Source organism: Paenibacillus sp. NRS-1781 (assembly GCF_050467745.1).
Taxonomy (GTDB): Bacteria; Bacillota; Bacilli; order Paenibacillales; family Paenibacillaceae; genus Paenibacillus; species Paenibacillus terrae_A.
Window position 1 is genome coordinate 247,878 of the sequence record NZ_JBITPI010000015.1, and the last position, 14,347, is coordinate 262,224.

General features: G+C 47.6%; 15 protein-coding genes and 1 riboswitch. Of the genes, 4 read left to right on the forward strand and 11 right to left on the reverse strand.

What is annotated here, in order from left to right:
* Nucleotides 1-75 precede the first annotated feature (75 nt).
* The 7 genes from ACIFO6_RS05785 to ACIFO6_RS05815 all read right to left on the reverse strand — a co-directional run bounded on the left by ACIFO6_RS05785 (nt 76) and on the right by ACIFO6_RS05815 (nt 6,886).
* Nucleotides 76-219 (reverse strand): RAxF-45 family protein, encoded by a 144-nt coding sequence (locus ACIFO6_RS05785; RefSeq protein WP_430038938.1) that lies wholly within the window; start codon nt 217-219, stop codon nt 76-78.
* Nucleotides 220-299: 80 nt separating this feature from the next.
* Nucleotides 300-1,484, reverse strand: a complete 1,185-nt coding sequence (locus ACIFO6_RS05790; RefSeq protein ID WP_430038940.1) for an MFS transporter — start codon at nt 1,482-1,484, stop codon at nt 300-302.
* Between the two features lie 69 nt (nt 1,485-1,553).
* A riboswitch (purine riboswitch) is annotated at nt 1,554-1,653 on the reverse strand.
* A gap of 56 nt (nt 1,654-1,709) precedes the next feature.
* Complete coding sequence (locus tag ACIFO6_RS05795; RefSeq protein WP_430038942.1) at nt 1,710-2,669, reverse strand: acetylxylan esterase; 960 nt, start codon at nt 2,667-2,669, stop codon at nt 1,710-1,712.
* A 12-nt stretch (nt 2,670-2,681) separates the two neighbouring features.
* Entirely contained in the window at nt 2,682-3,731 is a 1,050-nt protein-coding gene (locus tag ACIFO6_RS05800) for a glycoside hydrolase family 130 protein (protein WP_430038944.1), read from the reverse strand.
* A 45-nt stretch (nt 3,732-3,776) separates the two neighbouring features.
* On the reverse strand, nt 3,777-4,610 hold the full coding sequence (locus ACIFO6_RS05805) for a carbohydrate ABC transporter permease (RefSeq protein WP_430038946.1): 834 nt from the start codon (nt 4,608-4,610) through the stop codon (nt 3,777-3,779).
* 2 nt (nt 4,611-4,612) lie between these two features.
* Complete coding sequence (locus ACIFO6_RS05810; protein WP_430038948.1) at nt 4,613-5,497, reverse strand: carbohydrate ABC transporter permease; 885 nt, start codon at nt 5,495-5,497, stop codon at nt 4,613-4,615.
* Nucleotides 5,498-5,563: 66 nt separating this feature from the next.
* Nucleotides 5,564-6,886 (reverse strand): ABC transporter substrate-binding protein, encoded by a 1,323-nt coding sequence (locus ACIFO6_RS05815; protein ID WP_430038950.1) that lies wholly within the window; start codon nt 6,884-6,886, stop codon nt 5,564-5,566.
* Nucleotides 6,887-7,205: 319 nt separating this feature from the next.
* Between ACIFO6_RS05815 and ACIFO6_RS05820 the strand changes: the two genes are divergently transcribed.
* The 3 genes from ACIFO6_RS05820 (at nt 7,206) to ACIFO6_RS05830 (ending at nt 10,726) form a co-directional block, all read left to right on the forward strand.
* Nucleotides 7,206-8,381 carry an AGE family epimerase/isomerase gene (locus tag ACIFO6_RS05820; protein WP_430038952.1) on the forward strand — a complete coding sequence of 392 codons (1,176 nt, stop codon included), beginning with the start codon at nt 7,206-7,208 and terminating at the stop codon, nt 8,379-8,381.
* Nucleotides 8,378-9,568: a glycoside hydrolase family 130 protein gene (locus tag ACIFO6_RS05825; protein WP_430039062.1), complete on the forward strand. Its 1,191-nt coding sequence runs from the start codon at nt 8,378-8,380 to the stop codon at nt 9,566-9,568. Before ACIFO6_RS05820 ends, ACIFO6_RS05825 begins: the two co-directional genes overlap by 4 nt.
* 144 nt (nt 9,569-9,712) lie before the next feature.
* The gene (locus ACIFO6_RS05830; protein ID WP_430038954.1) at nt 9,713-10,726 is read left to right on the forward strand and encodes a substrate-binding domain-containing protein; all 1,014 of its coding nucleotides are present in this window, start codon (nt 9,713-9,715) and stop codon (nt 10,724-10,726) included.
* Between the two features lie 127 nt (nt 10,727-10,853).
* Here the strand turns inward: ACIFO6_RS05830 and ACIFO6_RS05835 are convergent, their stop codons facing one another.
* The 3 genes from ACIFO6_RS05835 to ACIFO6_RS05845 all read right to left on the reverse strand — a co-directional run bounded on the left by ACIFO6_RS05835 (nt 10,854) and on the right by ACIFO6_RS05845 (nt 11,960).
* Nucleotides 10,854-11,066 (reverse strand): cold-shock protein, encoded by a 213-nt coding sequence (locus ACIFO6_RS05835; RefSeq protein WP_044644293.1) that lies wholly within the window; start codon nt 11,064-11,066, stop codon nt 10,854-10,856.
* Nucleotides 11,067-11,171: 105 nt separating this feature from the next.
* A complete protein-coding gene (locus tag ACIFO6_RS05840) occupies nt 11,172-11,372 on the reverse strand; it encodes a cold-shock protein (protein ID WP_044644292.1) in 201 nt (66 codons plus the stop codon).
* 72 nt (nt 11,373-11,444) lie between these two features.
* The gene (locus tag ACIFO6_RS05845) at nt 11,445-11,960 is read right to left on the reverse strand and encodes a DUF2179 domain-containing protein (RefSeq protein WP_025683910.1); all 516 of its coding nucleotides are present in this window, start codon (nt 11,958-11,960) and stop codon (nt 11,445-11,447) included.
* A gap of 405 nt (nt 11,961-12,365) precedes the next feature.
* Between ACIFO6_RS05845 and ACIFO6_RS05850 the strand changes: the two genes are divergently transcribed.
* A complete protein-coding gene (locus tag ACIFO6_RS05850; RefSeq protein WP_430038957.1) occupies nt 12,366-13,409 on the forward strand; it encodes a stalk domain-containing protein in 1,044 nt (347 codons plus the stop codon).
* A gap of 127 nt (nt 13,410-13,536) precedes the next feature.
* On the opposite strand, the gene ACIFO6_RS05855 is transcribed toward ACIFO6_RS05850, so the two are convergent.
* Nucleotides 13,537-14,322, reverse strand: a complete 786-nt coding sequence (locus ACIFO6_RS05855) for a copper amine oxidase N-terminal domain-containing protein (RefSeq protein WP_430038959.1) — start codon at nt 14,320-14,322, stop codon at nt 13,537-13,539.
* Nucleotides 14,323-14,347 lie beyond the last annotated feature (25 nt).

Here is a 14,347-nt window from a genome sequence, read left to right on the forward strand (position 1 = left end):
TACCCGCGCAACACAAAAAGAGCCGCAGGAGCTAGTAGCCCGCGACTCTTTGGATGATATAGCAATCCGTTCGAGTTAAGGTAGGCGTCTTCTCGCGATGTTTACAACCGTATGATTAAAATTGGACAGACTTCTCCCGTTGTATGGAAAAGCATGCATAATGCCAGCCATAGCAATCGGCAGCTGGCTAATACGGTTGTTCAGCATCTCGTGATTCACCTACCTCACCTCCTTCTTCATAATTGCGTGTAGCATAACATAGTTTTTTGCATAATAAAAGAGGGGAATGCCGGATCAAGCTATAATATGGATTGGTGCCCGTGCCCTCTGATGGCCTTCGATGTCCCAGTTCTGGTAATCGAAAATACGCCGCATACAAAAGCAACAATCACAAAAACCCCGCCTACCCAGGCATTCGTGGCAACCGATTCACTATTCTCAATTACCGCACCTCCCAGGGCTGAGCCGAGGGCAATCCCGATCTGGAGAGCGGAGAAATTGAAGCTTTGCTGAATACTACCCGATTCGGGGGCATTTTCGATAAGATAGCTCTGCATCGGCGGGGACAAGGCCCAGCTCAATATTCCCCAAATAATCAGCAACGGCACAAATACATACATCGAGTGAACCGAGAATGGCAGCAAGAACATCACGGCGATAAATACGCCCACAATAATCAAAATACTTTTCGCTGTGCCAAAACGATCCGCCAAAGAGCCGCCAATAAAACCGCCCCCAACGGCCGAAAGTCCAAATACAAAATAAGCGACACTAATCCACGATGCGTTCAAGCCCATCATATTCTCCATAAATGGAGTGAAATACGCATACAGCGTGTAATGCCCTGCCAATGTCAGCGCAGTAACCAGATGAGCACTGATGACTTTAACATTTTTCAAGGATTTCAATTGCTCGCGCATAGGTACAGCCTGCTCCGTCGGAATCCGCTCCATAAACAAACTGATGACGATCATAGCAACCACTGTCAACACGGCGATAATCAGGAACAGCACCCGCCAGCCAAATGCATTTCCAATCAGTACCCCGGCTGGAATACCAAGCACGATGGACGAGCTAACCCCCATGGAGATCACACCGAGAACCCGGGCCTGATAAGCCTTGGACACCACCTTGACGGCAATCGTCAGCGATAACGTCACAATCAATGATCCACTTGCGGCGGTAACGATACGGGATATAAATAAAACCGCATAATTCGGACTCCAGAAGGCCAACAGGCTTCCCAGAATAAAAATAAACATCGACCATAAATACAGCCGTTTTCGTTCAATTCTGGCGGTCAGCGCCAATAATGTCGGCCCGGCGATAGCATAGACAAGCGCATAGATCATAATAAGCTGTCCCGCCGTGCTTACGGAGACATTCAAATCCTGCGCAATCTGGGGCAGGACGCCACCGATAATTAACTCCACCAGCCCGACCGTAAAGGTCGCAATCGTTAAGATAACTACTTTAAAGTTCATTACATAAGCTCCTTTGCTATCATGTAAATCCCTCGATATACGTAAAAAAATCCTGACCACAAGAAATGTACAAAGACGCACATTTTTTGTAATCAGGATTTATCGGTTCCTGGTAGAGACCCTCAAACCATATTATTGAGGTTATACAAATGGGACATTCATTGATCACGCATCACGAAGGTTATAGATATTACTATAAAGGAGCCGAACCCGAAGTTCAACCCCCTAAAGCTGTAAAAATTCACTCATGGCGCGATCCGATAGATACGGTAAGTATTCATGGCCGTATTCGTGATACAGGAGCATTTCCTTGTCCGACGCGATTTTATTGTACACCGCATACTGTGTGGAGGGCGGACAAACCGTATCCGACAGCCCCGTCACAAATAGCACCCGACCGCGAATACGATCTGCCAAATGTTGAATGTCAATGTAGCCTAATCGGTGAAACAGCTCCTCCTCGCGCACATGATTCGGATCAAACAATCGAAAATAATACACCAGTTCCTCATATGCAGACGTGGTGGCATCCAGCGCCCAAGCTCTTTTATAGTCCGACAGGAACGGATATACCGGAACCGCTACACGCACACGTGGCTCCAATGCTGCGCAGGCAACCGTCAATGCTCCCCCTTGGGAGCAGCCGAATGCGCCGATTCGATCAGGGTCTACCTGCTCCATCGACATCAGAATGCGCACCGTCTGCACGGTATCCAGAAATACATTGCGGTAATAGAGCCGATCCGGGTCTGGGTCGTCGATTCCCCGGATAATATGCCCGCGAATCGTCGTTCCCTGAATCTGCAAGTTGTCCTCAGACAAACCGCCTTGCCCCCGACAATCCAGAGCCAGTACGGTAAATCCATGTGCCGCATAGCTCACCTTGTCGAACCAGTCGCCACTGTCAGAGGAATATCCATGAAACATCGCCAAAGCCGGACCTTTTTCTGTAAAATGCTTGGGTCGGACGAGCTTTCCATGAACCTTCGCTCCGCCTACTCCTGTAAAATACAAATGAAAGCACTCCACCAGCGGAGAGACAAAATCGGCTGGCTCCAGCGTAATATCCAGCGGCTGCCGCTCCAGCTCCTGTAGCGCCCGTTCCCAGTACGCATCAAAATCCGGCGGCTTCGGACTACTGCCCGTATACGACTGCAATTGCTGTAAAGACATATCCTCCGGCATTCAAGTTCCCTCCTACATTCGGCCCGACTCATGGTCGTCTGCGACCACTTCATCCGTTGCGATGACATACTTCATCATGTCGGATACTGTCGTGTATGCGACACCTACATACGTATCGGCGGCTCCATAGTAAATTGCAATCCGTCCGGTGTCCGCATCATGCAGCGTAGCACACGGGAATACCACATTCGGCACAAAGCCCCTTTCCTCGTACCATTCCTCTGGGGTCAACACGAAATTGGAGGAACGATATTTAACCTTAGATGGATCATCCAGGTCAAGAACGGCTACTCCCATGCTGTATACCAGCCCATTACACGTGCCCGTCACCCCGTGGTAGAACATCAGCCAGCCATCGGTCGTCTCAATCGGAGCTGGCCCGCCGCCAATCTTCACCGATTGCCACCAGCCCTGTCCGCCCTTGCTCATCACATGGCGATGCTTGCCCCAATACACCAGATCCGGGCTTTCACTGAGAAAAATATCGCCGAACGGCGTATGACCGCTGTCGCTCGGACGGGATAGCAACACATAATTTCCGTTTAGCTTACGAGGTAACAGCACACCATTGCGATTAAACGGCAGGAACGGATTTTCCAATCGTACAAAGCTTTTAAAATCCTTCGTTTGCGCCATACCCAACGCCGCACCGTAAAAATCTGTACACCAGATGATATAATACGTGTCCTCCACTCGGACCAGACGCGGATCGTAAGCATAATTGGGTTGGTAATCATTTCCCTCCTCATCAACCAAATGCAAACGTTCCGTTTCAATGTCCCACGCCAGCCCGTCGTCACTCCAGCCCAGATGCAAATGCGGGCGTCCATTAATCGTTTCCGCCCGAAACACTCCCACAAACCGCCCCTCATACGGAGCTACTGCACTGTTGAAAATACGGGCAATGCCCGGCACCGGATTCCGTCCAATGACCGGATTCTCACTATGTCTCCATACCGGAGCCTCACTGCCTTCAGGCTTATCTTGCCACGGCATTTCCGGCAGACTGTCTCCCACAATTCGTACGTTACCTACATCCAAATCCACATTCAATTTACTCATACATATGCTCTCCTCTCACCGAGACACTTGATTTTATCGTTTTTTCTATTTCACTGAACCCTGTGCAAATCCGTTATAGATATATTTTTGTAATGCCAAAAATGCAATTAACGTCGGAATAATAGCAATGATTATACCCGCGCTGATCACTTCCCATTGCGAGCCATACGGCCCTTTAAACTTGAACAACGCCGTCGAAATGACCTGAAGGCTTGTTTTGGGCATATACAGAAACGGGGTGTAAAAATCGTTGTAAATATTAACCCCTTTGATAATAATGACCGTCACAATGGCGGGCTTGAGCAGGGGCAAAATAATGCGCCAGTAGATGGTCAGATAAGAGGCCCCATCCAGCATGGCTGATTCATCCAGCGCCACCGCGATGGAATCCAGAAATTGCAGAAAAATATACACCGCAATAATATCGGTTCCCAAATACAGCAAAATAGCTGCCCAAGGCGTGTTAAACAGCTCCAGCTTGTTGATAATCTGGAATGTCGATACCTGTGTCGTTACCCCCGGAATGAGGGTTGCGAGCAAAAACGCACCCAGCATGAGACTTTTGCCTTTAAATTTAAAACGATTCAAAATATACGCGATCATAGAGCCGGTCAACGTCGCGCCGATGATCGAAATGATCAGAATAAAGGCCGTGTTCACAAATCCGGTCAGCATGTTGCCGTTCACAAAGGCTTTGGCATAGTTCGCCCAATTGAACCAATTGTTCGGAGGAGTCAGAGGACTGGTTGCCGCATATTCAGCCTTTGTCTTCAAGGAAGCAAATAATATCACGATAATCGGCAATAGAGCGACGAACGCACTCAGCAACAGTGCGGCATACTTAATGCCGTTCGCCAGCGTTCTTTTCAGCATATACACGGTTAATCCTCCTCTCCCCGAATCAGCAAACGTTGCAGCAGCGTAACTACAATCACGATCAGCAGCAAAATAACCGCCATCGCCGAGGCCAGACCGACCTTGCTGTACTTGAACGCCACGTCAATCGTCTGAATGACAAACGTTTTACTGCCATTGGAGCCGCCGGTCATAATATACGGAATATCGAATGCACTGATCGCACCACTAATCGCCAGGATGAGATTCAGCTGCAAAATCCGCTTGATACTTGGCAAAATAATGTACCGAAACTGATGCCAGCGGTTGGCCCCGTCCATATCAGACGCTTCATACAGATCACTTGATATGGAGGAAATCGCACCGAGAAACACAATAAAGTTAAAGCCCATGTATCTCCAAATCGACGTGCCAGCCAGCGAAATATTGATAATCTCCGGGTTGCCCAGCCATAGCTTGATATACGATTCCAACCCCAATGCCTGAAGTAGTGTATCCAGTGTGCCATCCGGCTTGAAGAAGAATAGAAAAATAAAACCAATCGCCACCCCGTTCATCAGGGAAGGGAAAAATAAAATGCCCTTAAACACATTTTTAAACCAGGTTTGAAAGCTGAGAATGGTTGCAAAATAAAGGGCCAATCCCATCTGTACAAACGTAGCGACAAAGTAATATAGACTGACCTTAAACACCGAGAAATACTCAGGGTCGGTAAAGATTTTGATATAGTTTTCAAAGCCCACATATTCCAGACGCTTACTGTAGCCGTTCCAGTCCGAAAAGCTGTATTTGAACATGTTGATCACCGGCAAGTACGCAAAAGTGACCAGCAGCGCCAGCGGAATAAATGAAAAGGCTGCAATAATCGCCATTCTTTGTTTGGAGTAGCTAAGATTCGAAAATTTAAACATGCTGCACCTCCTGGCTATCCGTCCATCGACTGCTACGTCGATCCTTTCTATCGTCAGTTCAGATGACTATTTGGCTTCCTTCGCAGCCACTTCTGCACGCGCCTTCACCCATGCGTCGTTCAGATCCTTCATAATGGTGTCATACGATTCCGGGCGGTTACCGAGCGCTGCCTCAATAATGCGTTTCTTGAAGTCCGGCTGCCACAAACCGATTTCTCCCTTTGTGTCGATTTTATTGACAATCCCTTCCTGCCCTTTTGGAGAAGGAGTGAGCGTTTCAAAGACAACTCCTTGATCCTCGTATTGCTTCAAAATGTCAGGCAATTCCGCACCCTTCAGCGGACTAATGCTGCCCGACTGCTCTACGGCATAATTGGACTTCTCGGTAAACCAATTCACCCAGGCACGGGCTGCTGCTTTATTTTCACTGTTTACGTTAATGCCGAGGTTGTAATCCCCTGCCAACAGCACAAGCACCTTGGAGGTATTGGTCGGAAAAGGCATAAAGCCGATATCATCCTTGTTGGTCGCTGTGCTTTTGATCTGGTCAATCGCCCAGGAGCCGAGTACCATCGTACCGATTTTGCCTTGAGCCATATCCGCCTTGGAGGTTTCCCAATCCGTGGTGGTCGGGTCTTTTTCGATCAGGCCATTTTTAGCGGCATCGTACATGATCTTATACAGCTCATAGTGAGGCTGACCCTTCGTGAAATTGTCGTCTGTACTCGGCTGTGTGACATTCACATATTCCTTCGTACCTGCCACTGTAGCCAAATCGGCTTCCCACTGGGTCAGTGCCCAACCGGAGGCATAGTTCGTAAACAGCGGCACCGCCTTGGTTTTGTCCTTAATCTGCTGTAGCGCTTTCAAAAATTGATCCGGGGTTTTAGGAAGTTGCGTGATTCCCGCATCCTTGAACACATTTTTGTTATAAATCACACCGGAATACGTCATTGCTACTGGAATACCGTAGACATTATTGTCCACCATACGTTCTTCAATGCCGGTATACTTGCTCTTCATCTCCTCATAAGTGCCTAGTGGTTCGAAAAATTCAGGTAGCTCTGCAATGGGAATGCTGGTAGGAATAAGCAAAACATCTCCGTAATCTCGTGTCCCCATCCGAATTTTAATTTGGCTCTCATAATCGGCTAATGCCTGAAAATTGACCTTCACCTTTGGATAAAGCTTGTTAAATGCCTTGGCGTAGTCCTGAAACACCGTATCCACAATGTCTGTCCGCTGTGTGATGATCGTGATTTCGCCCTCCACATCCTTCGGATCAGAGCTGGCTGCTGGCGTATCTGATCCTTTTGGGGCACACCCTGCAAACAACCCCGCTAACAATAGCACCGATAGTAACGGCACCAAAACCTTGGACAACTTCATAAAACGACCCCTCCTTCTTTTAAAATAAGGTTATCGTTAAACTAACAAAATCATTTTATTATGATAACGCTTACTATGTCAATTTTATTATTTTGTGAATATAATCAGAGCTACAAAAGTTTCATAATTTCAATATATTTCGGACATATATTCCCAACCAGAGTAATAACGACAGCAGCATAGCTGCCCTGAAACATAACCATTAGCCTTGGGGTAACGGTTATGTTTCAGGAGAGTTGACAGCTTTTAAATACGTGATTATGATTTTAAATAAAGTTAACGATAACCTAATATAAATTACAAAGGAGGATTTTGCCTCTTGGACACGTTGCTACATGAGATCAGACAGGAATGGAAGGATCATATACTCCCGTTCTGGCTAAGGTTGAAGGATGAAGCGCACGGTGGATTTTATGGTGAGGTGGATGTCGATCTGCACATCCATACGAAGGCGGACAAGGGCGGGATTGCCACTGCACGGTTACTCTGGTCATTCTCGGCGGCAGCCCGTGTGACCGGGGAACGCATCTATAAGGATGCCGCACGACACGCTTTCCTGTTCCTGCAACAGCACCTGATAGACCCGGTATATGGAGGAATGTACTGGATGGCAGATCATACGGGCCGTCCTGACGACACGTGCAAGCACGTCTATGCGCAGGCATTCGCCATTTATGCCTTGTCCGAATATGCGCAGGCAACGGGCGACCCCGATGCACTGCCACTAGCTAAGGAGCTGTTTCACCTGCTGGAGCAAAAAGGATATGATCGCACCCGCCAAGCATATGGTGAACAATTTGACCGTATGTGGAACATACAGCCCAATGAGCTACTCAGCGAAAACGGGGTTACCGCGTATATCACCATGAATACACATATTCATGTTCTGGAAGCGTATACCCAATTACTGCGCGTATGGCCGGATAAAAGCGTGCGCGATGCACTGGCGAATGTACTGGACATTTTATACAGTCGTGTTTACGATGCTTCCGCCCGGCGGTTGGGGGTATTTTTCGACAGTGACTGGCGCTCTCTGCTCGACCTGACCTCGTACGGTCACGACATTGAAGCCAGTTGGCTGATTGAGGAAGCTATGAACGTACTGGGGCACCATCCCCCGGAATATGTAGAGATGGTGGTGGATATCTCCCATGCGGTAGCCGAACGTGCTGTTCAGCCAGATGGTTCACTGATCAACGAACGGGAAGGCGATCGGGTAGACACCTCGCGCATATGGTGGGTACAGGCAGAAGGAATCGTTGGCTTTTACAATGCGTATCAACGAACTCAGGACGAACGTTTCTTACAGATTGTACGGGATTTGTGGGCCTACACTCGGCAGTATATCGTAGATCCACGACCTGGAGGTGAATGGTTCTGGTCCGTTCAAGCGGATGGCAAGCCTGATCCAAAAGAAGTTGCAGGACCTTGGAAATGCCCTTATCACAACAGCCGATTTTGCATCGAAATGCTGGAAAGGACGGGAACGAAATGATTCATACCCAATACAATAAGCTGCTTGCGCAGCAAGAGGAACTGATTACACGCCCGAATGAGGTCAACACCACCTTTTACAATGGCATCTACGAACGTTACCGTTACCCTGTACTCACACGTCATCACGTCCCGCTGCACTGGCGGTTTGATTTGAACGAGCAGACGAACCCGTTTTTCATGGAGCGTCTGGGCGTGAATGCAGCGTTAAACCCGGGCGCGATCTATCATGAGGGCAAATATATTCTGGTTTCCCGCACCGAGGGGCTGGATCGGAAATCATTTTTTGCCCTGGCCGAGAGCGATAACGGTATGGACCAGTTCCGGTTCATTGATGCCCCATTGGTATGGGACGATATCGACCCGGACGAAACGAACATGTACGATATGCGGCTGGTGAAGCATGAGGACGGCTGGATCTACGGCATTTATTGCTCAGAGAAAAAGGATCCTGACGCACCAGCACACGACACCTCCAGCGCTGTCGCTCAGGCCGGACTGGTCCGCACCCGCGATCTTCGCACATGGACCCGTCTACCGAATATCTCCACCCGATCACCGCAACAGCGTAACGTTGTCCTGCACCCCGAATTCGTGAACGGCCAATACGCCTTTTACACTCGTCCGCAGGATGGATTTATTTCCACCGGCTCGGGCGGCGGCATTGCCTTCGGTCTGTGCGAGGATATTACACAGCCTGTGATTGAGAGCGAAACAGTGATTGACGAGCGCTGCTATCATACGGTGTACGAAGCCAAGAACGGACAAGGGCCCGCTCCGATCAAGACCAGCCGCGGCTGGATTCATATCGCTCATGGCGTACGCAATACCGCCGCTGGTTTGCGATATGTGCTGTACACCTTTGCCACCAGCCTGGAGGACCCTTTGCGCGTCATCGCTAAGCCCGGCGGGCATTTTATAGCCCCCTATGATGAAGAGCGTGTCGGGGATGTCTCGAACGTTATCTTTTGCAATGGAGCATTGGTTAACGAGCAAAATGAAGTCTTTATTTACTACGCCTCCAGTGATACCCGTATCCACGTGGCAACAACGACCGTCGCCCGCTTGGAGGACTACACGTTCAACACACCGCCTGACCCACGGCGTTCACTCGGCAGCGCCGCTGTCCGACGTGAACTGATTCAGCGCAATGAAGCGCTATTGCAAGCAAGCCCTCATTCTTCGTAGCGGTCATAAGCCGCAAGCTTTATCCTGCCTGCGGAACCATGTATACTATCCAGAGAACAACTGTTATCCGCAGGCTAATGGTTGTCCTCTGGGCAGCTACGCTGCTGATGTTGATCTTTTTTAAATTGGAAGGCGGAACAGGAAATGAAGAGCAACGTAACGATGCGGGATATTGCAGAAAAGCTGGGGGTTAGCAGCGTGACCGTGTCGAAGGCGCTCAATGACAAGGATGGAGTTAGCGATGAGCTAAAGGAGCGCATCAAGACGCTTGCGGGCGAAATGGGCTACCGTTTCAATACCGCTGCCAAGTCCATGAAGGAGGGCCTCACCTATAACATTGGTGTAGTCATTCCCGAGCGTTTTACCGGCCCCGGCCAATCGTTCTATCTGTACATCTATCAGCAAATTTCGCGGGAACTCGAGCAATACGGCTACTACGGCATTCTTCACATCCTCCATCGCGAGGACGAAGAACAGCTTCATCTGCCACGGATCTATTACGATCGCAAGGTGGATGGCTTCATTCTTCTGGGACAAGTGAGTAAGCCATATATTGAGCTAGTGCAGTCCATGGACCTGCCCAAAATGTTTCTTGATTTTTATGATGAGCATGCAGATATCGACTCCGTAGTAACCGATAATTTTTACGGAGCCTACGAGCTGACCAACTATTTGATCGCCCAGGGACACCGGGACATTGCATATGTGGGTAATCTCTACTCCACCAGTAGCATTCAGGACCGTTTCCTCGGCTACTATAAATCCCTGCTGGAGCACAGGCTGCCTCTGCGTAACGAGTGGGTACTCAGCGACCGGGACGACGAGGGGGTATACGTTGATATGGAGCTGCCTCAGCCACTGCCGACCGCCTTCGTATGCAACTGTGACCAGGTCGCGTACAACCTGGTGCAAAAGCTCATTGCTCTGGGATACCGCGTGCCTGAAGATTGCTCTGTGGTTGGCTTCGACAACGATGTATATGCCACCCTTATTGTTCCGCAGCTGACCACCGTTGGAGTGGACATTGAACAGATGGCACGTACTGCCATTGAATCCATAATGAAAAAAATAAGCCATCCCGGCAGTCGTTTTGGCCGGGTCCTTGTACACGGTCACATCGTGTATCGTGATTCCGTGCAGCGCATGGAGCAGCCGTGATGGATGTATGCCTTGGACAATTGGCCCTATTCTCAAAGCTTCACAACCAAAAGCCGCTCAGCATGTTGCTGGAGCGGCTTTTGGTGTTCATAGATTCTACACACGTGGTCAACATACTCGCCTTTACTCAGGAGCGTTGGGCTACAAAAGAGTTGCCCGTTCGATTGAGAATCGGGAGCATCCGCGTTTCCTGTCCCATGGAGGCTTGGCAGAACGGACAAACCGGTTCGCTTAAAAAGGTGAAATCCGTTCGCATCCAGCCATTGCAACCCTCGCTGGTACACGACCAAATCGCCGTATCTTCCTCTGGGATAATCTCCGGAGCCTGGCGTCTGTACATCTACATTCCCCCTCGGTTTTATGGGGTAATCCCCTACATTAGAAGGGAGCCCCGCCCAACGAAGCGACAACGAGGCTCCTCTGATCCAGCTCGTCCTGACCGTGTTTAGCTGGTCTTGGTGACATGCTCCGCCTGCGGCCCGCGCTGGCTTTCCACCACATTAAATTCCACATGCTGGCCTTCGTCCAGCGTCTTGAAGCCTTCGCCGTCGATTGCGCTGTAGTGGACAAAAATATCCTGGCCCTCTGTCTCGATAAAGCCGAAGCCCTTATCTGCATTGAACCATTTCACTGTTCCTGTTGGCATATTGTTAAATCCCTCCTGTGCGGGTATTAATATGCTCCATCCTCTGAAAAATATGCGTATTTTCCCAAAATGTTATTTGCGGATCGCCTTGGTCCAGAAGCCGCCATGAAACTGTTTCGGCTCCACTGTAATGACAAAGGCCTTGGGATCAATATCCAGAATGGATTGGTACAGCTTGTTCTGATTTTTTCGCTTAGCCAAAATTTCCATTACCAGCCGATCTCCATCCCGCCCGCTGCCCAGCCAGGCTGTAACACCGTACCCTTTATCACGCAGCGCATTGGCGATACCTCCGTTTACCTCATTGCTGATCACCTTGACGGTTACGTAGCCGAGCGCTATTTTTTCCTCAATCCATGCTCCAATGAGAATACCGAGCGCATAGCCGATGGCATAAACCGCCAGGCTTGCCACCTGATCCAAATACTTTAGCACCATGTTCAGGCCCAGCACATAGATCGTAACCTCTACAGTGCTTATGAGGGCAGCAACGTACTTCTGTCCTTTCAGCGTCAAAATCATACGCAGTGTATACGCAGATACGTAAATAATTTGAATAACAAAAATAAATAACAAAATTTTAAGCATACGTCCACTCCTCATTTCACGTTCTGATTGGCCTGTATCCATCATTATACCCTTGTATGTCGCACAGCTTTCCGTTTCGCATCACCCTCGCTCGGGTAAAGACTAACTACAGCATGCTGAAGGACGGCAAATAATTCCGCGCTTTGGATATGAGCTTTGACGCAATATTGTCCCATCAAGCCTCGCTGTCTTGTACAGCGGGCTTATTTTATTTGACTTGTTTTGTTTGACGACTTTTCAAAAAACTTTTACGAAAACAGGGCAACTTTTACTGTTGCTGTTGCGTCTAACCAATATAAGCACATCTGCTAATATCCCTCCAAACGTGTTGGATTTTGTAGGCATTAATGTTACTCTAGTCTATAAACTAGGCTATAATTCTTAAATAAAGGGGTAGACTAACGAATGAAATCATTGAAATCTATGAAAAAGCCTGTCATTATCACTGCCGTATCCGCCTTGGCTATATCGGGGGCTCTTTTCAGCCAATCCACATATGCCGCGCAAGTGACTAAGCCGATCCAAGCAGTTTATAACAATATCAAAATCATCTACAACGGAACTGAGGTTCCTTATGATGCAAAAACAGAACCATTTATGCTGGATGGCGTGACTTATCTCCCGCTTCGTCTGGCAGGTACAGCTTTGGATAAAAAAGTAGATTGGGACGGCACGAACAAACGCGTAGTCATTGCTGACAACGGAGTCCCGATTGATCAATCTACAGTTACGGCATTGAACAACCAGATTACGACGCTAACTCAGGAGCTGAACACGGCGAAAGCAGCGAACACAACCAAAGACGCTACCATCGCTCAGTTGCAAAAAGACAATCAGACGCTAAAAGATGACGCAAGCAAAAGCAGTTCTAGCTCCTTGAAGGATCTTCAAAAGGAACTGAACGATGATCACAGCGATGACTACAACACCAACTCAGATATCTCGCTCAGTGGCAATAAAAACTCTATTACCGTGACCATCGAAATGACGAAATCCAGATGGACTGACCTATCCAGCAGTAAACAAAAGAGCTACCTGGAGGACATCGTTGAAGATATTTTGAAAGAGTATAAAAATGCCGATGTTGACGGTACGGTTAAGAATTCCAGTAATAGAGATAAATTAGCGAGCTTTACAACCAATAGTAGAGGCGATGTTACGATTAAAAAAATAGGTACATCTTTCGACGCAAGCAGTATCCAACGTGATTTATTCAACAGATACAGCAGCTACGCCGGATACGGCTTTGATTTCAGCGTAAGAGGCGACAGCAGTAAAGCTAACGTGGATGTGTATGTAAATCCGGATGATTGGAACAAAATGTCAAATTTACAAAGAAGCAACCTGACAGATGGCATTATTGATTTTCTTAAAGACGAAGAGTCCATTGATAGAGTCGATGGAACTATACGCAATAAAGGGAACAGCAGTCAAATCATTACCTTCTAAGATTATGACTTGTTTATATTATACTAATCAAAATATTCATATAAAGAGAGACCGGATCATTATGGATCCGGTCTCTCTTTATTATATACCGTGAGGTTAAGTTATACAGTATAATTTACTCTTCGCTCTAATCAACAAGTCGTCCCGCTGCAATAATATATTGCACCTTTTCACCCATATTCCCGAAATCGCGTTTTAACGTCAGCTTCCCTTTTCCTGTACATTGAATTTTGCTTCCTGATATCGATTTGGAGTAAGGATCCATAGTAAATGTTTTCTCATACAATATTAAAGGGCGGATGTCCACTTGTTTCTCGGAAAATTTCAAACTTTCATCATAGTTTGCGTGAATTGTTAGCTTTCCTAAGCCATTCCATTCATAACTGTGTAGGTCAAAGGCTTCCTTATTCGTTACCTCCGCAAGATCTTGTCCCAAAAAACTGAGAAGCACCTGACTTTTATTGAAGCTGTCATGTTCCAGCTTCAGTAAGCCCCGCTGGGCGTCCCATTGCATCTTGACATCCGTATCCTTAACCAACACCGAAATAGGGAGAAACATAGCATTCTCTTTCATAACAGGTACGGTATCCATTTTTACAGGCTCATTATTGATAAAAATATCTCTTGATCCAATGGTAACTATTACGCTGCGCCCCAATAAATTTACCGTTGCCGTTTTATTCATGGCATTGTACGCTACCTCACCTCCCAGTAAATATTTTACTGCTTTGAGTGGAATTAGCATTCTTCCTTTCTGATCCAAAAGGGGTGGTGCAGGTTGAGTATAAAGGATGTAAAAATTGTTTACTTTAAAATGAATAGGGATTTCTTGAGATTTAGCAGTTGCGTCTCCTACTATTGAATTTAAACACAATAAAGTAATTAGAAAACATATCAAAAAATTAGTTTTCATACCATTCTCCTATAAACTTTATAGC